The following is a 21,824-nucleotide window of genomic DNA, read 5'->3' as shown; positions in this document are numbered from 1 at the left end:
GACATTACAAATGCGTTGAGCTGGCACGTCAGGACAACCAACCTGCATTGTCGTAGATCTCTCCGAACGTCTGAACCGCGATACAGTTGACTCCCATCGACTCCAAGAAAAAGAGCTTTCCGGCCTGCCTGTCGTCAGACATGTCGTTTTTGTAAACATACCAAGCTGGATGAAAGCGCTCGCGAAATTTCTTGAAGTACTTGGCACGCTCAATCAGAAGCCAGCGGAGAAAGACTTCGTTTTCTTCAAGAGCCAAGCCAAAGATGAGCAAGGGCTTATTGAATACAACATGAATCCAGGTATTCGCACCTGCCCAAATGCGACGATCCTTTGCTCCAAAGAGAGGGGCGGCGCCGCTGCGATGAAGCCAAGTCCGGGCTCGCTGAACCGACCCCATATAGTGGCTAAGTCCCAAGCGAATGCTTCGCTTGTATTTTACCATTCCGTTAATGTGCCAAACGCCGAAAGAAGCGCACGGATCAGTAATAGCTGTTTGGCTAAAGTGACACTCCCACGGGTAGTAGCTCGTAAATTTCGGATTTTGCGGACGCCAGAACTGTGCATTGACGGCATTGCTCAACACTTGATCGAAGTTCGTCGTGAGCACTGGAGTGCAGTGTCGTACTGCCCAGTTCATGATCGTCCGGTGATGTGGGAGTACATCCCAACCGTCCAGGAGCGCACAAAATTGCTCCTGCAGAGCACCGATCTTACTCTCGGACAAGAGCTCCAGCACATCATAAAATTCTGTAAGCGTCGTACCAGGTGGTACCTCGACAAGCCCGGGCGAGCACTCTTGAGCAATCTCAACGAGCAGCTGATCCCAGGAATTTACACGTTTCGATTCTACGTATCGGTGGATGCCGTTTCCGATGATCAGAGCCACATTATCGCTGCTCTGCTCAAGCAAGGCGCTGAGGCTGTTGACGGGATTATTAGCCACAATTCCTCATGATGCTGTTTCGGCGACTCAGCCTTGCCGCCTGAGTTCTACCTGCTCTCAATCCGAATCTAATGACATCAGAACACGCTTGGCAACGCTCGGCGGCCAATCTAACAACGATACCATGACTGAGATCACCGCTATTGCCACAGCCTTCGCTCCGTTCGAAACGCTGGCCTCTTCACTTCTGCATCACATCGAGACCGATGACGGATCGCATGACGTCGCGCATCTGGCGCGCGTCTGGTCCAACGTCCGCATCATCCAGCAAGCCGAAGGCGGCGATTCCGAGATCCTGGCGGCAGCGACGCTGCTGCACGACTGCGTCGCCGTCGAGAAGAGCTCACCGCTCCGCGCCAATGCCTCGCGCCTCGCCGCCGAACATGCGGTCACCTTGCTGGCGCCGCTGGGCTGGGCGAGCGATCGCCTGGACCGTATCGCCCATGCCATCGCGGCCCACAGTTTCTCGGCAAAGATCGCGCCAGAGACGGTCGAGGCGAAGATCCTGCAGGATGCCGACCGGTTGGATGCCATCGGTGCCGTGGGCATCGCGCGCTGTTTTTACACCGCCGGGCGGATGCAATCCTTCCTGTACGATCCCGAAGATCCCGCTGCGCGGCATCGCGCCTTTGATGACCGCAATTTTGCGATCGACCATCTGCCGGCGAAACTGCTGACGCTCGCGGACGGCTTCAACACCGCCACCGGCCGACGCATGGCGCAGGAACGCCACGCGCGGACCGAGGCTTTCCTGACGGCGTTTCTGGCCGAGGTCGGCGTCTCGTGACGTGGGCGCTTACGGCGCCCACTTCGTGAACACGTAATCCCGCTCCTTCACGCGTGCTTCGTGACACGCAAAGCAGGTTTCGTGCTGTGCCTGATCCACCGGCTTGCCGTTAATGAAGCGGCCGAAGCCCCAGCCGCCTGACGCGGCATACTTCTTCGAATCCTTCACCATCACCTGAACCGTTGTGGCGGCACCGGGGATCGAGGCGGATTCGAATTCAGGCGATTGGGTGTGCTTCCAGGCGAGTTTCACCAGCACCGTGCCATCGGGGAACGGCAGCTTGCCATCCCGATAGGCCTTGACCGCGATGTCGTTGCCGACCACCGCGCGCAGCTCATTCAGAGGCTCGGCCTCCTGCGCCGGCGCGATCAGCTCCCATTTACGGTAGCCGTCGGGAATCGTGACGCCGTAGATCGGCGACGCGTTCTCCGGATTGGCGGCATTGGCGGCAAAGGCTGCCGCTACCGCGGATGACACCACGCCTGCGGCGAGGCTCGCTGCAAGAATCCATCGCATCGCGGCTCTCTCTCAGCGTGCCATCGCGTCGGCATCAATGATCGCCTGGGCGAATTCACGCGGCGCTTCCTGCGGCAGGTTGTGACCGATCCCGCCATTCACCGTGCGATGCTCGTACTTGCCGGTGAACTTCTTCGCATAGGCCTTGGGATCGGGATGCGGCGCGCCATTGGCGTCGCCTTCCATGGTGATGGTCGGCACCGCAATCACCGGCCCCTGCGCCAGCCGCTTCTCCAGCTCATCATATTTCGCCTCGCCCTGGGCGAGTTCGAGCCGCCAGCGATAGTTGTGGATGGTAATGGCGACGTGATCGGGATTCTCGAACGCCTTGGCTGATCGGTCATAGGTGGCGTCATCGAAATTCCACTTCGGCGAGGCCAGCTTCCAGATCAGCTTGGCGAAGTCGTGCCGGTACTTGTCATAGCCCAGCCGGCCGCGCTCCGTGGTGAAGTAGAACTGGTACCACCATTCCAGTTCAGCCTTCGGCGGCAACGGCATGCGGTTGCCCTCCTGGCTGCCGATCAGATAGCCGCTGACGGCGACCAGCGCCTTGACGCGCTCGGGCCAGATCGCAGCCAGAATGTCGGCCGTGCGGCCACCCCAGTCGTAGCCGCCGACCACCGCCTTCTCGATCTTCAGTGCGTCCATGAACGCGACGATGTCGGTGGCGAGCGCTGCCGGCTGGCCATTGCGCACCGTCGCGTCGGAGAGGAAGCGCGTGCCGCCATAGCCGCGCAGATACGGGATGATGACGCGGTAGCCGGCCGAGGCCAGCAGCGGCGCGACATCCACATAGCTATAGATGTCATAGGGCCAGCCGTGCAGCAGCAGCACAACGGGGCCGTTGGCCGGGCCGTCCTCGGCATAGGCGACGCTGAGGTCGCCGGCATTGATCTGCTTCAGCGGCTTGAACGACGTATGCGTGCCGCGCTTGATGGCCGGGAGCTGTTTGCCGACCTTGGCGGCCTGCGCCGCGGCGGAGCCGATGCCGCCGAACTGAGCCGCGGCGATGCCCATGAGCGCCGCGCCCAGCAGGCTGCGGCGGTTGAAGTGACTGGTGTCGCGCTTGTCATTCGTCATGGTGCAGGTCCTCCGGGCAATGACGGTTGAGGCCGTCGATGCGCGGACCATGCCGCGGTACCGGCATCCTCGCTTGAAGATTTCTCCGATTTTCTCTTGAGAAGGCCATGATTTATCGTTGAGACGGGGTGTGCTAGGGGACGCTCCTGCGCACAAAGCCTTGGCGCGACAACAGGTATTGGACCCCCTATCTTGCTGTTCCGGTTCGACGAATTCGTCCTCGACACTGACCGGCGGGAGCTGCGGCGGGGCACGAATACGGTGGCGGTGGAGCCGCAGGTATTCGATGTGCTGGAATTCCTGATCCGTGCGCGGGACAAGGTCGTCAGCCGTGACGATCTGCTGGCCGAAGTCTGGCATGGCCGCATCGTGTCCGAGGCGACGCTCAGCAGCCGGGTCAATGCGGCCCGCACGGCCATCGGCGACAATGGCGAGCAGCAGCGGCTGATCCGCACTTTACCGCGGAAGGGGTTTCGCTTCGTCGGCGAGGTCATCGAACGGACCGACAACCCCTCTCCGCTCGTGACGACAGCGGCTGCAACGGAACTCCTGCCCGCTACCGCCGATCCCGCAGGTCTGTCGATCGCGGTGCTGCCCTTCACCAATATGAGCGCGGACCCCGAGCAGGATTATTTCGGCGACGGCATTGCCGAAGAGATCATCACGGCGCTGTCGCGCTGCAGCGGGCTGTTCGTGATCGCACGCAATTCGTCCTTCACTTACAAGAACAAGCCGGTTGATATCCGAGACGTCGGCCGCACGCTCGGCGTCAATTACGTGCTCGAAGGCAGCGTCCGCCGTGTCGGCGAACGGCTGCGTATCATCGCGCAACTGATCGATGCGCGCTCAGGTGCATATCTGTGGGCCGACCGTTTCGATGGTGACCGCAGCGACGTGTTCGACCTGCAGGACCGCATCACTGAACGCGCCGTGGCTGCCATCGAGCCGACACTGCGCATCGCCGAGATCGAACGGCGCAGGCACAGCCGACCGAACAAGCCGGATGCCTATGATCTGTTGCTGCGCGCCTCAGGTTACGAACACGACTTCACGCCGGAGAGCATGACCGCCGCGCTGGATTGCCTGCATCAGGCGCTTGTGCTGGATCCGACCTATGCGCCGGCGATGGCGGCGGCCGCCTATTGCCATGCGCAGCGACACTTCCAGGGCTGGATCACCCCGGACGATACCCATCGCGGCGAAGGCCTGGCACTCGCACAGCGCGCCATTGAGCGGATGCCGAACGATCCGCAAATCCTCTGGATGGCCGCGTTTGCAATCTGGAATCTTGCCGAACCACAGACGGCGAAGGACCCTGCCATCGAATTGTTCAGCCGCTCCCTCGCGATCAATCCAAACTCCGCCACTGCACTTGCACTGGCCGGATGGATCGAGACCATGCGCGGGCAGCAGCAGACAGGCCGCGCTCTGCTCGACCGAGCGCGCCGGCTCAACCCGCTCGATCCACACGGCTGGTTCGTCTCCGGTGCGCTGGCCATCGCTGCGATCATCGACGAGAACTATCCGGAGGCGATCGCTTGGGCGGACAAGGCTCTGCTGCAGAATCGCCGCTTCGCCGTCGCACTCCGCGCGCTCGCCGTGGCGCTCGTCAAAACCGGCGCGCACGAACGCGCGGCACAGGTGGTGGAGGAACTGCTCACCATTGAGCCGGAGCTGACGGTGTCTGCGTTTTTCGCGCGCATCCCGGTCCCCGTCGAATCCATGGCTAAGACCTATGCGGATGCGCTGAAGGCCGCGGGGCTGCCGGAATGACCATCCGCCCGATCGTCCGCTATCCCGACCTGCGCCTCGCGCAGCCGGCCGCTGATGTCACCGTGTTCGACGATGCGCTGCGCACGCTCGCCGACGATCTGCGCGACACCATGCATGCCGCTCCCGGCATCGGCATCACCGCGCCGCATATCGGCGTGCTGCTACGCGTGGTCGTGCTCGATCTCGGCGATGGCGCCAAGACCTATGTGAATCCGGAGATCGCATGGGCCTCGCCCGAACTGATCATGCATCAGGAAGGCAGTGTCTCGATGCCCGGTGTGAATGACGACATCCAACGTCATGCGCGTATCCGACTCGCCTATCAGGATCTCGACGGCAATACGCAGCTCGAAGAGTCCGACGGCCTGCGTGCGGTTTGCCACCAGCACGAGATCGACCAGCTGAACGGCATGTTCTGGATCCAGCGCCTGTCGCGCCTCAAGCGCGAGCGGCTGGTCAAGCGGTTCGAGAAGTTGTCGCGCGCCTGAAGCGCGCGACAGCCGTCACGTCCGCCGCTGCGATTGGCGGCATCGGCCCGACATCAGCCTGAGCCAGGGCACGGTATGGAACAAACTCATCAAGGCATACATCACCGCCATTCCACTCCACGGCGATGAACGCGACGTTGAACAGAGCAGGTCCGGCGAACTGCCATCGAGCACACCCGTCAGCAGCGCCATCAATGCGAAGGCCGGAGCGGCCGCAAGGCATAGCCAGTCGGCGGCCGGCGCAAGACTACCCATTTTCCAGCGATAGGCCTTCGCACTATCCATGACATCGTTGTGGACGCTATTCATCGGTCTTCCGGAATGTCGCCTCGCCGGCGGCCGAGACCTCAACCCATTTCTTGTCGGGTGCGGCCCCGGCCACATAGTTGTCGTGCCAGTTCCACCATTTGTAGGTCGGAGTCTGAGGGTAGCCTTCGGGCGAATCCTCCCAGACCTCCTGGCGGCCGAGCGGCGTCGCGTCGAGATAGCTCCAGGTGGTCCCCATTGCCTCGTCGCCGCGGCTGTTGATGAAATAGGTGCGGAACACGCGGTCGCCATCGCGGAAGAACACGTTATGGCCGTGCCACTCGTCGACGCCGAAGTCGGCGTCGAAACTGTCTGTGATCGTGACCCACGGCATCTCCCAATCCATCCGCGCCTTCAAACGTGCGATGTCCGCCTGCGGTGCCCGCGAGGCGTATACGAGCGTGGTATCACGGGCATTCAGATGCGCGAGGTGCGCGACCTGATCGGCGCCCAGCGAACAGCCGCGGCAGGCATGATCGGGCCAACCGAATACGCCGGGCTCGAAGAAGGCGCGGTAGACGATCAACTGCCGCCGGCCGTCGAACAAATCAAGCAGGCTGGCTGTGCCGCCCGGCCCCTTGAATGCATAGGCCTTATCTACTTCCATCCACGGCATCCGCCGGCGCTCGGCAGCGAGCGCGTCGCGCGCGCGCATGACAGCCTTCTCCTTCACGAGCATGTCCGTTCGCGCTGCCTCCCATGCCTGCGGTGACACAATCGGTGGTGTTTTCATCGGTGCCGTCATGGTCTTCTCTCCACTTTCGTCCATCGTCATGCGCTGCCGACACGACTTGCCGGTTGATCGTCGTGAGGTAGATTAGGATCCGGCAATGGACGGGTGGGAGTGACAAGTGTGGCGGGATTTGAATGGACTCCCTGATCACCGCCGCAGGTCATGCGCTCGCCGCGGGTGATCCGCTGGGTGCATTGAAGCGTGTTGCATTGCGCGATGACGCGCCGGCACTTGCGCTGCGCGGCATCGCAATGGCTCAGCTCGGCGATTTCGCACGCGCGAAGGATCTCGTGAAACGAGCCGCGCGTGCCTTCGGTGCGAAGGAACCCGTGGCGCGTGCGCGGTGCATCGTCGCCGAGGCGGAGATTGCGCTTGTCTCGCGCGATCTGAACTGGCCCAGCAAGACGCTCGACGCCGCACGGCTGACACTCGACGCCCATGGCGACCATGTGAATGCGGCCTATGGCGGCTATCTCGACGTCAGGCGCCTTCTGCTCATCGGACGTCTGGACGAAGCCGAACGAAAGCTCGGCGCGCTCGATCCCGCGCCTTTGCCGCCCGCCTTGCGTACCGCACACGCGCTGGTCGTCGCCGGCATCGCGATGCGCCGCCTGCAGGCGAAAAAATCACGCGCCGCCATTGCCGACGCGCAGCGTGCCGCCAGGCTCGCTGCAATCCCGGCACTCACTGCCGAGGTCGACAGCGCATCCCGGCTCCTCGACGCTCCCGCTGCGCGTCTGATCGCACGCGGCGGCGAACGTGTGCTACTGCTCGACGACGTCGAGACGCTGCGGAATTCGAAAGCCATCGTCATCGATGCGTGCCGACATGTTATCCGCTGTCAGAAGACAGAGCTGTCGCTGGCCACCCGGCCCGTCCTGTTCGCCCTCGCCCGCGCACTTGGCGAAGCATGGCCTGCGGATGTTTCGCGCGAAACGCTGCTGGCGCGCGCATTCCGCGCCAGACATGCCGATGACTCCCATCGCGCGCGGCTCCGCGTCGAGATGGGACGACTGCGCAAACTGCTTGCGCCGCTGGCCGAGGTGAACGCGACCAAGCCCGGTTTTGCGCTGGTACTGCGCCGCGCCCGCGACGTCGTCGTGCTGGCGCGGCCGGTCGAGGAAGAACACGCCGCAGTGCTCGCGCTTCTCGCCGATGGAGAAGCCTGGTCGAGCTCTGCATTGGCGCTGGCGCTCGGCACCAGCCAGCGCAGCGTTCAGCGGGCACTCGACGAACTGGCGGTGGAGAATAAGGTGCAGCCGCTCGGTCGCGGTCGAGCACGCCGCTGGACGTCGCCATCCCTGCCAGGACTCGCGACGATGTTGTTACTCCCGCCGCCGCTGCCGGATCACTAGGGTCATCGTCACATCATCAAGGAGAGTTACATGACCAACTCAGCAGCCGAAATCATCCGCGAATATGGCCCCTTCGAGGGTGTCGACGGCGTGCACGGCGTCACCTATGACGGCACGCAGGTCTGGTTCGCATCCGGCGACAAACTCCACGCACTCGATCCCGCAAGCGGCAAGACGGTGCGCGCCATCGACGTCGCCGCTCATGCCGGCACGGCATTCGACGGCAAGCATCTGTTCCAGATCGCCGAGGACCGTATCCAGAAGATCGATCCGGCGACCGGCCGCGTGCTGAATACCATCCCTGCGCCCGGCGGCGGTGCCGACTCCGGCATGGCCTGGGCCGAAGGCACGCTGTGGGTAGGACAATATCGCGAGCGCAAGATTCACCAGATCGATCCCGACACTGGAAAGATCCTGCGCACCATCGAGAGCAACCGCTTCGTCACCGGCGTCACCTGGGTGGACGGCGAACTCTGGCACGGCACCTGGGAAAACGACGAGAGCGACATCAGGCGCGTCGATCCGCAAACCGGCGAAGCGCTGGAGAAGCTCGCACTGCCGGCAGGCAGTGGCGTCTCCGGCCTCGAGTCAGATGGTGCCGATCAGTTCTTCGCCGGCGGCGGAGCCAGCGGCAAGGTACGCGCGATCAGGCGGCCGAAGCGGAAGTGATCGGTAGCGTGAGCCGCGTCCCGTCGCGGCTCACTTCTTCCCCTGCGGATAGATCGTCTCGCCCTTCTTCAGCATCTCGACGAAGGCCGCAATCCGCTTCTTGCGGCCGGCTTCGGTCTTCATGTTGTGGACCCGAAATGCCAGCGAGAAGCGGTTCTGGGCGCTGAGCTTGGCCAGCATCGCACGGGCTTTCGGCTCGGCGTCGATCGCGGCCTGCAGATCGGCGGGGATCGCCATGTCCTTGCCGCTGCCATAGGCGCGATCCCAGCGGCCATCGGCCTTCGCCGCCTCAACATGGACAAGGCCGTGCTCGGTCATGCGCTCCTCCTCGACGAGGCGCGCAATGTTGTCAACATTGATCTTGCTCCAGACGCTCTTTTTGCCGCGCGGCGAATAGCGCTGCAGAAAGCTCGTCTCGTCCAGTCCCTTGCGGATGCCGTCGATCCAGCCCCAGCACAGCACGACATCAATCGCCTCCTTCGGCGTGATCGATGCGAGGCCGGATTTCAGCTTGTGAACCTTGATCCAGACCTCACCGGCCTTGTCGTGGTTCTTGCCGAGCCATTTATAGAAGGCGTCAGCGTTCTTAAACTCGCGCACATTCGCGGGATCGACTTTGACGGGTGCCATGCTCTGTCCTGACCGCTGCGCGCTGCGTTAGCGCGCGTCCAGCCCCATCTGCCAGAAATCAGCTTCCAGCCGCGACGCCTGGCCAAACAATTTGGCGAGCTCCGTAAAGCGCCGCTCGGTCATCGCACGCGCGGCGAGATCGTCGAGATGGCGGCGCGCTTTCACCGCGATATCCTGATAGGCCTCGCCGGCATATTCGCCGATCCATTCGCGATACGGATGATCGCCAAGTGCATCGGCACCGTCCGGCGCGAGCTTCTTGCCTATCTCGGCGTAACCGATCACGCAGGGCGCCAGCGCCACATGCAGGTCGAGCAGATCGCCGGCGGCGCCGCAATCCAGCACGAAGCGCGTATAGGCCACCGTCGCCTGCAGCTCGGGCGCAGCCTCGATATCGGCGGGCGACAGTCCCCAGCGGCCGCACAGTTTTATGTGAAGCTCCATCTCGCCGAGAATGGCCGCAAGTCCGCCTTGGGCCGCTTTCATGTCGTCAAGCGAGCGGCTCTTGTACGTCGCCAGCGCATAGGCGCGCGCGAACTGGATCAAGAACAGATAGTCTTGCACCAGATAGGCGCGGAACGCGGGTTCTGGCAGCGTGCCGGCCCCGAGCTGTCGGACGAAACTATGATCGACATAGCTGGACCAGTCATCGGCCGAAGCTGATTTGAGACGATCAAAAATATCCATGCGCATTCCAGTTCACGCGTTCATCCGTCCACTGCCCTGCGTTGCTCTACGCCACTTTGCGGTATAGGGCAGCACGAACATATAGAGACCGCTGAACATCAACAGAAACAGCGGTGGCAACGGCGAGAAGGTCACCCAGGCTGGTGGCTCGCCAAATCCGCGGACAGCGAAATTGGCGATGACCGTCACGGTAAAGGCCAGCGACAGCCAGCGGTGTGCGTATCTGATCCATAGGCTCATGTTGAGTAACCCTCAGTGCAATGCGGAAGTTGCGTGAGTTCTGTGTCGGCCGAATTCAGTCCAATCGCGCCAGAAGCTGCTCCATCGACGCTAGGAATCGCGGCCATCCGAACTTGGCGCCCTGATAGGCCTGCTCCTGATCCGGCCGGAAGCCGATCTGCTCCATCCGCAGCAGTGTCCCGTTGCTTGAAGGTGTGAGGGTCCAGGTCACGACACTCTCGAGACCCAGGGCCTCCCACGTGTAAGCGAGCTTTTGGTTCGGCTCGACTTCCGTGACCCGGCAAGCGACCACGCCCCAGTTTGCGCTCAGATCAAAACGATGCCCGAGGACGGGCTGGAAATCGTTTTTCATCAGCCACTCGGCGATCAGATGCGGCTGGGTCAGCGCGCGCCAGAGCTTTTCCGGCGCGTGGCCAAATTCCCGCTCGACGACGACGGAACGTGTTTCGGCTGCAGTATTGGTCAATTGTCCATCCTCTTCAGCAGTTGTTCGAGATCGTCGAACCGGCTCTCCCAGAAGCCGGCCATCTGGCTGGTCCAGTCGAGCAGCGGCGCCAGGGCCGCCGGTTGCGATCGATAATGTGTCTGACGGCCGCTCTGGCGATCCAGCACCAGCCCCGCCTGCTTCAGCACGCCGAGATGCTTGGAAACCGCCGGCTGCGAGACGCCGGCTTGCGCGGTCAGTGCCGCGACGGTCTGCTCTCCCTCACGACAGAGCCGCTCGAAGATCGCACGCCGGGTCGGATCGGCGAGCGTCTTGAAGAGCACATCGAAGGTGGTCAGCATCGCATCCATAACCCGTCAGCTATCGATTTGATCAATAACCGGCGAGCTATGGATTGGTCAAGCCCAAATTGGATGGAAGGCAGTTTTCGGGATCGCGGAAAGCGCGGGCGTCGTCCGAGGCGGCCGATCTACTTGCCGTCGTCGAGGCTCACGATCACCGCCGCATTGGCAATGAGAATGCCGTCGCCGCCGCTCTCGGCCGGGATGTCGAGGCCACCTTTGACCGCGGTCACGGTCACGGTGCCGTAAGGCAATTCCTTCGCGACCGCCGCCGTGTCGACGTCGTCCGGATTCGGCACCGCGACGGTCACATCGACGAACATGTCATGCGGCGTCTTGCCGACCATCCGGAAGAAGCCAACGCTGGAATGGCGGATTGCATCGGAGACCGCGCGCTTCGCAGCCTTGGTGGCATCGCGGCCGTGGACGTCGACGCCCATGCCCATCTCGGTGATACAGCGCACACGTGCCATTCATTGTCCTCTTCGCTCATCCAGAATTGTGTCGATGCCGAGTTAAGCAATCTCGCGCGACTTACACCAGCCGTCTGCTCGCCAGTTGCGATCAGCGACCAGCCAATGTGCAACCCGGCTGCGGCGAAATTCTGCCGAGCGCACGGACGGTGACCAATTCACTGCCCTGCGTCCTGGCGATGAACATGCTCATGGTCGCATAGTGGTTTGCATCGATGGTGACCGGCCCAGTCGGCGACGGGATGGTAAGCCCACCGAGTGCATCGACGATGGCCTCCTTGTCGACACGACCCGCCTTCTCGATCGCAGCCTTGAGCGCGATCAGCGTGTTGTAGTGCGTCATCACATAGTTCGACACCAGCACGTCATTTCCGGTTGCAGCGCGCACCCTGGCGACGAAGGCCTTCATCTCCGGCGCATCGCTGGTCGCCAGCGACGGCACCACGGTGATCATGTTCTGGCCCTGGCCCTTGCCCTTGAAGATGCCGAGATCGATCTCGGACAGTCCCAGGAACGCAACCGTCGTGTCCTTGAACAATCCCTGATCGTCGGCCTGCCGGATGAAATCTATGCCGTCACCCTTCAGCGCGAACAGCAGCACCTTTGGTTTGGCCGCCGCCACCTGCTTGATCAGCGGCGTGAAGTCCGTCTCGGTCCCCTGCGTGTATTGCGTGCCGACGATTTTGCCGCCGAGCTTCTCGATCAGCGGCCTGGCGATATCGAACATCTGGTGCGGCCAGACGCGATCGGCGCCGAGCAGGAAGTAGGTGTTGCCGACAGCCTCGTTCACATAGGGCAGCAACTGGCCGAGATCCTGGTTCGGCACCGTGCTGAACGAAAAGATGTAGCGGCTGCATGTGCCGCCTTCGAAATTGGTGGCGTAAAGCAGCGGCGTCTTCGTGCTCTCGGCAAGCGGCCTGATCGCATTGAAGTTGGCCGAGGTGACAGGGCCGATAACCGCCACGACGCCGCTGTCGATCACCGACCGCATCGCGCTCTCGGCGGAGGCCGGCCGGGTCTTGTCATCGACATAGATGACCTCGAGCGGCCTGCCGAGAATGCCACCCGCGGCGTTGATCTCCCTGGCAGCGAGATCGAGCCCGAGTTTTGCTTGCTCACCATAAAGTTCGACACCGCCGGAAAACGGCAGCACCGCGCCGACGCGGATGGGATCCGCCGCCAGCGCTGCGGAGCCAAGCGCTAAAGGCCCCAGCAGGGATGCGAGCGTGACAAACCCTGCAACAGATAACTTCATGCGCGCTTCCCTCTGCCATGAGCTGCGCGGTCGGCGCACCTGGACTCGCGGTCATGATTGCCCCGGAAAGATCGCAGCGCGCAAGAGCCGATCAAGACTCTGCCTGCTCAGGGCAACGCGGTCGACCTGGGCACGGGTACGGCAGGCGCGGGAGCGTCAGTGACTGGCGCGACAGGCAGCGGGGTTTCAGTTACGTCCGTTACGGGAGCGGCAGCCACGGGCGCGACACTATCAGGGACAATCGACACCGGTGCTCCAGCAACGGGAGCCGGCGTGATTGCCACTGGCGCACCTGCTGCAGGAGCGTCGCGAGCCACAGGGACAGGAGCAACCACCGGAGGGACTGCGGCATCGATCATCGGCTTGCAGAGCATCACGGCCGCAGCCGCTGAGGTCAATGCTGCCAGACTCTGGAGCTCCGGCGCTTGTCGGGGGTCCCCGGCCACTGCGGCTGCTTCGTCGCGAAGCCTGGCGTTGCAGTCGCAGTTAGGAATGCCGCTCGCCGGCGTGCAGGCATCGTGATTCATGCAAGCAAGATCGAGGGCATCAATGGGTGGCTTGCCCGGCCGGTTGCCGGCACCGCAGTAATTGCCATGAATCAGCGTCGCGCCGTCAGTGGCGACAGCCGGATTGCTGCGCGCGGCCCGCGCGCCAGACGCCCGCTCCTGCGCATGCAGAGACGCCGTTGCGACGACGGTGCATGACATCAACAGCGCCGCACACCAACAGCGCAGCCACGGAGCGATGGACAAGGGTTTTATCATTCTGGAGGGGTCCGCCTGGCGCCGACGGAAGATGTCGGCCGCCAAGCATACGCCCAACCTGCCCCAAGGTTCCCGACCGGGTTCCCTCGGGTTCCACGAACCCTGATGGTCAGCCCGCCATCAGTTCCTTCGCCAGCGCCATATAGGCCGGCAGCGTCACCGGATCGTTGGCGGCATTACCGGCGACCGGATGCGAGGCATAGCGCGCGATCACCATCTCGGCCTTCGGATCGATATAGAGCCCCTGCCCGTAGACGCCGCGCGCCATATACGCGCCGTGTTGATTGTGGGTCACCCACCACTGGTTGCGATAGGACGCGCCAGGCAGCGTGGTGTAGCCGGCCGGCTTGAACTTCTCGGGATCGGCGCCGCGCTCGATGTCCTCGACCACTGCGCTAGGCACGATCTGGCGGCCATTGAAGCGCCCGTGATTGCGCATCACCTCGCCGAAGCGCGCGAGATCGCGCAGCGTCGTCGACAGTCCGCCGCCGCCGCTTTCGGTGCCGATGCGGTCGACGTGATAATGCGCGTCCTCCTCCGCCCCCATCGGCGCCCAGATGCGCTCCGACAGAAGATCGGACAGCGTCATGCCGCTGGCGCGGCGGATGATCCAGGCCAGCACGTCGGTGTTGACGGTCTTGTAGGCGAAGGCCTTGCCATGCTCGCCCTGCTTCTGCTGCGTGCAGAGAAAGGCGAAGATGTCGCTCGCGCCTTCGTAATCCGGAGGGATCGGCGCCATGCCATTGGCGCGCCGCAGCCCCCACACATCGGAATTCTTGTCGGTATAGACCTCGGTGTATTTCAGTCCCGTGGTCATATCCATGACTTCATGCACGCGCGCATCACCAAAGGCCGTGGCCTTCAACTCCGGCACATAATCGGTCACCGGCCCCTGCGGATCGATCTTGCCTTCGGCCACCAGAATGCCGGCCAGCGTGCCGGTAAACGACTTGGTCACCGACATCGCAATATGCGGCTTGTGCGGCTTCAGCGCGCCGGCATAGCGCTCGTAGATCAGCTTGCCCTTGTGCAGCACCGCGATGCCGTCGGCATAGGTTTCATCGAACATGCGCGCAAACGTCATCGGCCGGCCATCCATGGTGGTCGACGTGATGCCGCCGATATCGCGCTCCGCGCGCGGCAAGGCCGATGCCGGCCCCGCGCCGCGCCAGACATTCACCGTCGGCACGAGCTGGCGGACATTGCTCCAGGCCCAGCGCAGCTCGGGAAAGTTGCGGAACGAGCCGTCGTGGAATTGGATGAGTTTGTCCGGCGCGGGCGGAAAGCCCTTCATCCAGCCGAGCGTCTCGGGATCACTCTCGGCGGCGGTGAGGACTTGGCTCGGTGCAGGCGCGTCAGACATGAAGGGGCTCCGGGAGGATGGTGAGCCAGTCGTACCATCGCGGAGAATGACGCACATCCCGCGTTTGAGCGGGGGTGCATTGATCAGTCGCATGTCGTCTGGCGACCGCTGCAGGCGACCGTCCTTCACTCGAACAGCCACCTCATCTTTGATCATTCTGAATCGAGCGTGTGACGCTCCGTAATTTCATCTCTAAGTTAGCAGCTCGCTCAATGGTCAATTCTCTCGGTTTCGCAGAATATCCGTGGTCCGGCGGGGTCCGATGACAGGTTCGGCCCGCGAAATTCCGCGGCCAAAAATCGAAATCGGTTGTCGGGAGAGGTGCCGCTCGTTCGTCCTGGGGATGCGAAACACCCAGGTGGAGAGAAACAATGCCCACGATTAGCGCCTTTGAACGGTCTCCCGATCGCGGAAGGGGATTGGCGCGTGACATGAGCGTTCGCTGGGCGCTCGAAGAAGTGGGCCAACCTTACGACGTTCGCCTGCTGTCGTTCACTGAGATGAAGGACCCCGCGCATCGCAGGCTTCATCCCTTCGGACAGATCCCGACTTACCAAGACGGCGATCTCATACTGTTCGAGTCGGGGGCGATCGTCTTCCATATCGCGGAACGCCATCCGGGCCTGCTGCCAGACGATGCGAATGCCCGGGCGCGCGCGATCGCCTGGATGTTCGCCGCGCTCAGCACCGTAGAGCCGCCGATCGTGGAACGCGGAGCCGCCACGCTCACGGAGCGCGACAAGACGTGGTACGCGACGCGCCAGCCGATCCTCGACGATCGCGTCCGCGCCCGACTGGGAGACCTGTCCACCCGCCTTGGCGACGCCGACTGGCTCGACGGCAGGTTCAGCGCCGGTGATCTGCTGATGGTGACGGTGCTGCGCAGATTGAACGGGTCGGGACTACTGGAGGACTATCCGAACCTCTGCGCCTACATCGCCCGCGGCGAAGCGCGGCCCGCCTACAAGCGCGCCTTCGCCGATCAACTGGCGGTCTTCACCGGCAAGCCACCGACCGGCTAACAAAAGTCCGCTCTGGGCTTACTCGAGCCTTTCATGGTCTGACCTGTGGACGGCAGCAATGGATCGAAAGCGGGATCGGTGCCCGCAGATCGATCTTGCCCTCGGCAACCAGAATGCTGGCCAGCGTGCCGGTGAACGACTTGGTCACCGGCTTCGCGATATGCGGCTTGTGCCGCTCAGCGCGCCGGCATACCGCTCGTAAATCAGTTTGCTCTCGTGCAGCACCGCGATGACGTCGGCATAGGTTTCGTCGAACATGCGAGTGAGGGTCATCGGTCGACCATCCATGGTGGTCGACGTCGATCCACCGGTATCGCGCGCCGCGCTCGGCTGGCGCAAACTAACGGGCAGAGCTAGTGGCTACCGAGGTGAGAACAGTATCCAAAATGCAATGAGGAAATCTGACGCGCGTATTCCTCTGCCAGCTCGGGCGCCACAGCTAAATCAAAGTCCGACACTTGTGCTGCCTTAATCATCTCAAAGAGATGCTGCGCATCAATACATTCCAATCGAATTCCTGCGAAACGTGCTTGCTGTTGAAGTCTTGACGCTCCGCTAGTGAAGGTTGACGTTGTTACAAAGACGCCTTGTGCGATGCCGTGCAGCAGCAGAGCACCCAAGAACGATCGTATCTCCTCGATACGAATTTTATTCTGGTGCCTTTTCACTTGGACTCCAAACGGAGAGCCAGCTTGATCGATTCCGAAGACGTCGATTCCGCCGTCGTGAGACTGCTTGGAAATTCTTGTCTGACACCCCGATGACTTGAAAACGCTTGCAACTATGTCTTCCATTTGACGAGGTTCTAACGACCATCGTCGCTCATAGCAGGCGCACAAGGCCTGCCGCATTTCTTTCACAGGGATGGCTGAAAGCGATGCCTGTTCGTTACGCAGGCACCCCGCGGCCCAATTAAACGTAATGAATGGGCGACAGGTCTCGTAGTGGATGCCTTGAACAATGCACCACCAGCCGCACGCAGCACATAGTCGAAACTGCACATCCTCGACGTGGAAGTCCGAACATATTTCAAGATTCTCTACGTAGTTGTCATCTATCCCTGAGACCGAATTGACGCGCAATTCATGCTCTTCTTTCAAAAGCGCTCGATCAAGTGGCCAACGATCGGGTATGGAAATCGCGACCAGCTTCGAGTTGCAGAACTCGCATCTTTCCTGAAACCATCGCACGTCGATTTGATCTGTCGAAGAGTTGTGGCGCCACATCTGCAAGCTCTCTGATCAACCAATCTAACGATGGTCCAGAACATCAGAGGCGGAGGCAGCGCAAACTGATGCTGGATCACGCGCTCCTTTCACTTCCATTCAAGCGTTACTGGCGGCTTGCTGGTGATGTCATACACCACGCGATTGACGCCCTTCACCTCGTTGATGATCCGCGTTGCGGTCTCGCCGAGAAACTTCATGTCGAAAGCGCAGAAGTCCGCAGTCATGCCATCGGTCGAGGTCACTGCGCGCAGGCCGACGACGTATTCATAGGTGCGGCCGTCGCCCATCACGCCGACGGTCTTCACCGGCAGCAGCATGGCAAAGGCCAGCCAGTTGGCGTCCTAAAGGCCCACCTTGCGGATATAGTCGATACAAATGGTATAGGCCTCGTACAGGATGCCCGCTCGCGTACCAGCCCCGGGGCGCGGCAGGCCTTCACCTGCCGCGCCAATTTTTGAACAACTATCGCTGTCCGCCCTTAGTAATGGACGGACGCCCCCATCGCACCGATCTTGGGCGGCGCGAACTTGGTCAGGTCGATGCCTTCGACGGCGGCCTTGTATTCCTCGGCGCTCGGCGTGCGACCGAGGATCGCCGACAGCACCACGACCGGGGTCGAGGCTAGCAGCGATTCACCCTTCTTCTCGGCGGTGTCTTCCACGACGCGGCCCTGGAACAGACGGGTTGAGGTCGCCAGAACGGTATCGCCCTTCTCCGCCTTTTCCTGGTTGCCCATGCACAGGTTGCAGCCCGGACGTTCGAGATAGAGGATGTTCTCGTAGGCGGTACGGTTCGCGGTCTTCGGCTTCACATCGTCGAATTCGAAGCCGGAATACTTCTGCAGGATTTCCCAATCCCCTTCGGCCTTCAGCTCGTCGATGATGTTGTAGGTTGGGGCGGCGACGACCAGCGGCGCGTTGAACGCGACCTTGCCTTCGGCCTTCTCAATGTTCTTGAGCATCTGGGCGACGATCTTCATGTCGCCCTTGTGCACCATGCACGAGCCCACGAAGCCGAGGTCCACCTTCTTGGTGCCGCCGTAATAAGAAATCGGACGGATCGTGTCGTGGGTGTAGCGGCGCGAGACGTCGGCATTGTTCACGTCGGGATCGGCGATCATCGGCTCGTCGATGATATCGAGATCGACGACGACTTCGGCGAAGTATTTCGCATTGGCGTCCGGCGTCAGTGCCGGCTTCTCGCCCGAACGGATTTCGGCGATGCGCGCATCGGCCTTGGCGATCAGGCCCTTCAGCGTGCCCGCGGCATTGTCCATGCCCTTGTCGATCATGATCTGGATCCGCGACTTGGCGATCTCCAGCGACTCGATCAGCGTGTCGTCCTGCGAGATGCAGATCGACGCCTTGGCCTTCATCTCGGCCGTCCAGTCGGTGAAGGTGAACGCCTGGTCGGCCAGCAGCGTGCCGAGATGGACCTCGATGATCCGGCCCTGGAAGACGTTGTCGCCGCATTGCTTGAGCATCTGCGCCTGGGTCGCATGCACCACGTCGCGGAAGTCCATATGCGGCTGCATCGCGCCCTTGAAGGTGACCTTGACCGATTGCGGGATCGGCATGGTCGCCTCGCCGGTCGCCAGCGCCAGCGCCACGGTGCCGGAATCGGCACCGAAGGCGACGCCCTTGGACATGCGGGTGTGGCTGTCGCCGCCGATGATGATCGCCCAGTCATCCACGGTGATGTCGTTCAGCACCTTGTGGATGACATCGGTCATCGCATGATAGCTGCCCTTGGGATCGCGCGCTGTAATCACGCCGAAATTGTTCATGAAGCTCATCAGCTTCGGAATGTTGACCTGCGCCTTCTTGTCCCACACCGATGCCGTGTGGCAGCCCGACTGATAGGCGCCGTCGACGATCGGCGAGATGACGGTGGCCGCCATCGCTTCCAGCTCCTGCGCGGTCATCAGGCCGGTGGTGTCCTGCGAGCCGACGATGTTGACCTTGACGCGCACGTCCGAGCCCGCATGCAGCACCTTGCCGCCGAGCACGCCCACGGCGTTGCGGTTGAAGATCTTCTCGACCGCGGTCAGGCCCTGGCCTTCGACCGAGATCTCCTTGTTCGGAGCGAAAACCGGGGTCGGCTCGACGCCGAGCGTTTCGGCGGCAAAGGTCTGCAGCTTCTTGCCAAACACGATGGCATAGGAGCTGCCGGCCTTCATGAACTCCATCTTCTGCGGCGTGAAGGCGGCAGCGACGTCGACCAGTTCCTTGCCGTTTTCGTCACGCAGCTTCTTGCCCTTGGCATCGAGCGTCAGCACGGTGCCGGTATCGACCGCAAATTTCTGTTCGAGGACCGGGTTGCCGTCGTTGTTGAGGATCGGCTTGCCGTCCGCGTCGAGCTTCTTGACCCAGTTCTTGAGATTGACGCCGATGCCGCCGGTGACGTCGACGGTGGTCGCGAAGATCGGCGAGATGCCGTTGGTGCCGGCGACGACCGGCGCGAAGTTGACGAAGGGCACATAGGGGCTGGCCGGCTTGCCGGTCCACAGCGCCACGTTGTTCACACCGGACATGCGCGACGAACCCACGCCCATTGTGCCCTTTTCGGCGATCATCATCACGCGCTTATCGGGGTGCTGCTTCTGCAGCGCCACGATTTCCTGCTGCGCCTGCGGCGTCATCATGCACTGGCCGTGCAGCTCACGGTCCGAACGCGAATGCGCCTGGTTGCCGGGCGACAGAAGGTCGGTCGAGATATCGCCTTCGGCGGCGATGTAGGTCACGACCTTGATCTCGTCTGCGACGTCAGGAAGCTTGGTGAAGAACTCGGCCTTGGCATAGCTCTCGAGCACGCCCTTGGCGACGGCATTGCCCGCCTTGAAGGCATCGCGCAGCCGGAACATGTCGGCGTCGTAGAGGAAGAACTGGGTCTTCAGAACTTCACCGGCCTGCTTCGCCAGCCCGGCATCACTGCCGAGCGTGACGTCGAGCAGCACGCCGATCGAGGGGCCGCCCTTCATATGCGACAGCAGTTCCAGCGCGAAGGTCGGCGTGATTTCCGGGACGATCGCCTCACCGAGGATAATCTCCTTCAGGAAGGCGGCCTTGACGCCTGCGGCGCTCGTGGTGCCCGGCAGGGTGTTGTAGATGAAGAATTTCAGGGCGTCGGCGCGGTATTCGCTGCCGGTGTCCTTGATCAGGGCGATGATTTCGCCGGTGAGCGCGCCGTCGTCGATCGGTTTGGGAGCGAGGCCTTGAGCTTTTCTGCTTTCGATTTCAGCGAGGTAATCTGAATAGAGGCTCATCGTCATCCCAACGTCATGAGGTGGTTGACGCTGGAAACGCAGCGCCACCAACCGTTATTGTTAAAACCGGTCTAAAGGCGAATTCGGCTTCGAGTACGTCAATCGCGACCGACTGACAAGATACTGCATTGCAGTAAAAATAGCCCTTTAAATTCAGCGTTCAACGGTCAAAACATGACGGCAGGCATGCTTGCCGGGCTGAAATGCTGGTTCTCACCCGACCTGTCGCAAGGAAACGCTCCGAAGACACGTCCGAAAGGTCGGTCTGACCCGCCGCCGTCAGCAAATTGGTGGTCGGCGACCCGCCGCGCGTCAGTCGCGCGATACGGACAGTCCCGCGAGCAGCGGCGCGTACGCGGCGAGCCTTCCGGATACGAACTCGGTGAAGAGCCGCACGCGCTTCGTCTTGCGTGTCTCCCCCTGTGTAAGAAGCCAGAGCGTCCCATGCATGGGCAGGTCGGTGCCCGGCACCCTCACCAATAGAGCGTCAGCATCTCCGACGAAGCACGGCAGTTTTGTCATCCCGATCCCTTGCCGTACAGCAACGATCTGCGTCTCGGCGTCCGGGGTCCTGAACGGAACTCCCGTGGTGTGAACCTCTCCCTCGCGCGCCCAGGCCGGGAGTCCATGATTGTCTATGACGATCCACCGGATCGGATCAGGCGTGCCCGCACGCCACGCGGCCAGTCGATCGCGAGACATGTAGACACCGCTGAACAGCTCCGGTCCCTTCAGGCCGTGAAGATTGAGCGGCAGAGTCTTGCGGTTGGCGACAATGCGGATCGCCACGTCGGCCTCTCGGTTGGTCAGATTTGCCACCTCGCCGGTCGACATGATTTCCATCTCGATGTCCGGATGCATACGCGCGAAATCGGCGAGATCCGGCATGAGCAGGTGTGTCGCGAGGAACGGTGGAAGCGTCACCCGCAAAAGCCCGCGCGCGCTCTGGTCGCGACCGAAGATGCGCGTCTCCAGCAAATGCGACGACGCTTCCATCTGGTCCGCGAACTCGAGAACCTCCTCGCCCGCAGTCGTCAGGCGGTAGCCCGAAGGCAGCTTTTCGAACATTTGCACCCCTAGGCGTGCCTCGAGCTGGGCGATGCGTCGCAACACGGTCGCGTGGTTCACCCCGAGGCGCTCGGCGGCAGCCCGCACCGAGCCTCCGCGCGCGACGGCAAGAAAATAGCGAACGTCATCCCAGTCGATCATGGTGCAATCCCGCACCGCACGGTGCGCCTTCCAAAGCCCGTATCTAACACATCGAACAGCGGCACGGGCAGTTCTCATAGCCTGTGCCAGCAAGCGCGACCCAATTCCGAACGGCGGACACCGATGGTCGCGGCTGGGGTCGTTCGTCCAGCCGGATCGATTTCGCACCACCGATGTGCGCGCTTCTGCACTCAACGCCTGACGCCGGCAGACCCATCTCGAGGTTCTCGGGGACAGTCCCGACACCACGA

The 21,824-nt window shown here is 62.1% G+C and carries 23 protein-coding genes and 1 pseudogene; 6 read left to right on the top strand and 18 right to left on the bottom strand.

Annotation, left to right across the window (positions count from 1 at the left end):
- Window positions 1-28 precede the first annotated feature (28 nt).
- Window positions 29-943, bottom strand: coding sequence for a hypothetical protein (locus tag AB8A23_RS18165; protein WP_439058660.1), 915 nt, complete (start codon window positions 941-943; stop codon window positions 29-31).
- Window positions 944-1,067: 124 nt separating this feature from the next.
- Here AB8A23_RS18165 and AB8A23_RS18160 point away from each other — a divergent pair, with 124 nt between their 5' ends.
- On the top strand, window positions 1,068-1,730 hold the full coding sequence (locus AB8A23_RS18160; RefSeq protein WP_439058661.1) for an HD domain-containing protein: 663 nt from the start codon (window positions 1,068-1,070) through the stop codon (window positions 1,728-1,730).
- Window positions 1,731-1,739: 9 nt separating this feature from the next.
- Here the strand turns inward: AB8A23_RS18160 and AB8A23_RS18155 are convergent, their stop codons facing one another.
- Window positions 1,740-2,246: a cytochrome P460 family protein gene (locus tag AB8A23_RS18155; RefSeq protein WP_309945458.1), complete on the bottom strand. Its 507-nt coding sequence runs from the start codon at window positions 2,244-2,246 to the stop codon at window positions 1,740-1,742.
- A 12-nt stretch (window positions 2,247-2,258) separates the two neighbouring features.
- Complete coding sequence (locus AB8A23_RS18150) at window positions 2,259-3,263, bottom strand: alpha/beta fold hydrolase (protein WP_309946265.1); 1,005 nt, start codon at window positions 3,261-3,263, stop codon at window positions 2,259-2,261.
- A gap of 255 nt (window positions 3,264-3,518) precedes the next feature.
- Between AB8A23_RS18150 and AB8A23_RS18145 the strand changes: the two genes are divergently transcribed.
- Both AB8A23_RS18145 and AB8A23_RS18140 read left to right on the top strand, forming a co-directional pair.
- Window positions 3,519-5,099, top strand: coding sequence for a winged helix-turn-helix domain-containing tetratricopeptide repeat protein (locus AB8A23_RS18145; protein WP_439058662.1), 1,581 nt, complete (start codon window positions 3,519-3,521; stop codon window positions 5,097-5,099).
- Window positions 5,096-5,587 carry a peptide deformylase gene (locus AB8A23_RS18140; RefSeq protein ID WP_439058663.1) on the top strand — a complete coding sequence of 164 codons (492 nt, stop codon included), beginning with the start codon at window positions 5,096-5,098 and terminating at the stop codon, window positions 5,585-5,587. Before AB8A23_RS18145 ends, AB8A23_RS18140 begins: the two co-directional genes overlap by 4 nt.
- Before the next feature lie 15 nt (window positions 5,588-5,602).
- On the opposite strand, the gene AB8A23_RS18135 is transcribed toward AB8A23_RS18140, so the two are convergent.
- The gene (locus AB8A23_RS18135) at window positions 5,603-5,896 is read right to left on the bottom strand and encodes a hypothetical protein (protein ID WP_439058664.1); all 294 of its coding nucleotides are present in this window, start codon (window positions 5,894-5,896) and stop codon (window positions 5,603-5,605) included.
- Complete coding sequence (locus AB8A23_RS18130; RefSeq protein WP_439058665.1) at window positions 5,889-6,638, bottom strand: DUF899 domain-containing protein; 750 nt, start codon at window positions 6,636-6,638, stop codon at window positions 5,889-5,891. Before AB8A23_RS18130 ends, AB8A23_RS18135 begins: the two co-directional genes overlap by 8 nt.
- Window positions 6,639-6,760: 122 nt before the next feature.
- On the opposite strand from AB8A23_RS18130, the gene AB8A23_RS18125 reads away from it, so the two are divergent.
- Together AB8A23_RS18125 and AB8A23_RS18120 are read left to right on the top strand one after the other, a co-directional pair.
- A complete protein-coding gene (locus AB8A23_RS18125) occupies window positions 6,761-7,981 on the top strand; it encodes a helix-turn-helix domain-containing protein (protein WP_439058666.1) in 1,221 nt (406 codons plus the stop codon).
- A 30-nt stretch (window positions 7,982-8,011) separates the two neighbouring features.
- Complete coding sequence (locus tag AB8A23_RS18120; protein WP_439058667.1) at window positions 8,012-8,650, top strand: Vgb family protein; 639 nt, start codon at window positions 8,012-8,014, stop codon at window positions 8,648-8,650.
- 30 nt (window positions 8,651-8,680) lie between these two features.
- Here the strand turns inward: AB8A23_RS18120 and AB8A23_RS18115 are convergent, their stop codons facing one another.
- The 8 genes from AB8A23_RS18115 to AB8A23_RS18080 form a co-directional block, all read right to left on the bottom strand.
- On the bottom strand, window positions 8,681-9,280 hold the full coding sequence (locus AB8A23_RS18115) for a YdeI/OmpD-associated family protein (RefSeq protein WP_439058668.1): 600 nt from the start codon (window positions 9,278-9,280) through the stop codon (window positions 8,681-8,683).
- Between the two features lie 27 nt (window positions 9,281-9,307).
- Window positions 9,308-9,967: a TenA family protein gene (locus AB8A23_RS18110; RefSeq protein WP_439058669.1), complete on the bottom strand. Its 660-nt coding sequence runs from the start codon at window positions 9,965-9,967 to the stop codon at window positions 9,308-9,310.
- A gap of 12 nt (window positions 9,968-9,979) precedes the next feature.
- Window positions 9,980-10,207: a hypothetical protein gene (locus AB8A23_RS18105; protein ID WP_175366198.1), complete on the bottom strand. Its 228-nt coding sequence runs from the start codon at window positions 10,205-10,207 to the stop codon at window positions 9,980-9,982.
- Between the two features lie 55 nt (window positions 10,208-10,262).
- Entirely contained in the window at window positions 10,263-10,673 is a 411-nt protein-coding gene (locus tag AB8A23_RS18100) for an SRPBCC family protein (protein WP_175366199.1), read from the bottom strand.
- Window positions 10,670-10,993, bottom strand: coding sequence for an ArsR/SmtB family transcription factor (locus AB8A23_RS18095; protein WP_439060502.1), 324 nt, complete (start codon window positions 10,991-10,993; stop codon window positions 10,670-10,672). Before AB8A23_RS18095 ends, AB8A23_RS18100 begins: the two co-directional genes overlap by 4 nt.
- 128 nt (window positions 10,994-11,121) lie before the next feature.
- On the bottom strand, window positions 11,122-11,466 hold the full coding sequence (locus AB8A23_RS18090) for a Lin0512 family protein (RefSeq protein ID WP_089263881.1): 345 nt from the start codon (window positions 11,464-11,466) through the stop codon (window positions 11,122-11,124).
- A 91-nt stretch (window positions 11,467-11,557) separates the two neighbouring features.
- Complete coding sequence (locus AB8A23_RS18085) at window positions 11,558-12,721, bottom strand: substrate-binding protein (RefSeq protein WP_439058670.1); 1,164 nt, start codon at window positions 12,719-12,721, stop codon at window positions 11,558-11,560.
- An 873-nt stretch (window positions 12,722-13,594) separates the two neighbouring features.
- On the bottom strand, window positions 13,595-14,848 hold the full coding sequence (locus AB8A23_RS18080) for a serine hydrolase domain-containing protein (RefSeq protein WP_439058672.1): 1,254 nt from the start codon (window positions 14,846-14,848) through the stop codon (window positions 13,595-13,597).
- A gap of 371 nt (window positions 14,849-15,219) precedes the next feature.
- Between AB8A23_RS18080 and AB8A23_RS18075 the strand changes: the two genes are divergently transcribed.
- Window positions 15,220-15,870, top strand: coding sequence for a glutathione S-transferase family protein (locus AB8A23_RS18075; protein WP_439058673.1), 651 nt, complete (start codon window positions 15,220-15,222; stop codon window positions 15,868-15,870).
- A gap of 144 nt (window positions 15,871-16,014) precedes the next feature.
- Here AB8A23_RS18075 and AB8A23_RS18070 read toward each other — a convergent pair whose 3' ends face one another.
- The 5 genes and pseudogenes from AB8A23_RS18070 to AB8A23_RS18050 form a co-directional block, all read right to left on the bottom strand.
- The gene (locus AB8A23_RS18070; protein ID WP_439058674.1) at window positions 16,015-16,143 is read right to left on the bottom strand and encodes a hypothetical protein; all 129 of its coding nucleotides are present in this window, start codon (window positions 16,141-16,143) and stop codon (window positions 16,015-16,017) included.
- 80 nt (window positions 16,144-16,223) lie between these two features.
- Window positions 16,224-17,096 carry a restriction endonuclease gene (locus AB8A23_RS18065; RefSeq protein WP_439058675.1) on the bottom strand — a complete coding sequence of 291 codons (873 nt, stop codon included), beginning with the start codon at window positions 17,094-17,096 and terminating at the stop codon, window positions 16,224-16,226.
- Window positions 17,097-17,185: 89 nt separating this feature from the next.
- Window positions 17,186-17,470: pseudogene (locus tag AB8A23_RS18060) on the bottom strand (glutamine-hydrolyzing GMP synthase); the annotation flags it as partial.
- A gap of 107 nt (window positions 17,471-17,577) precedes the next feature.
- Window positions 17,578-20,364: a bifunctional aconitate hydratase 2/2-methylisocitrate dehydratase gene (locus AB8A23_RS18055; RefSeq protein WP_439058676.1), complete on the bottom strand. Its 2,787-nt coding sequence runs from the start codon at window positions 20,362-20,364 to the stop codon at window positions 17,578-17,580.
- A gap of 312 nt (window positions 20,365-20,676) precedes the next feature.
- Window positions 20,677-21,573, bottom strand: a complete 897-nt coding sequence (locus tag AB8A23_RS18050; RefSeq protein ID WP_089263875.1) for a LysR family transcriptional regulator — start codon at window positions 21,571-21,573, stop codon at window positions 20,677-20,679.
- Window positions 21,574-21,824 lie beyond the last annotated feature (251 nt).

This window comes from Tardiphaga sp. 619_E2_N8_4 (genome assembly GCF_051810905.1).
Lineage (GTDB): Bacteria > Pseudomonadota > Alphaproteobacteria > Rhizobiales > Xanthobacteraceae > Tardiphaga > Tardiphaga robiniae.
Note: the sequence above shows the minus strand (reverse complement) of the source record. Positions and strands in the feature narration are given on the sequence as shown.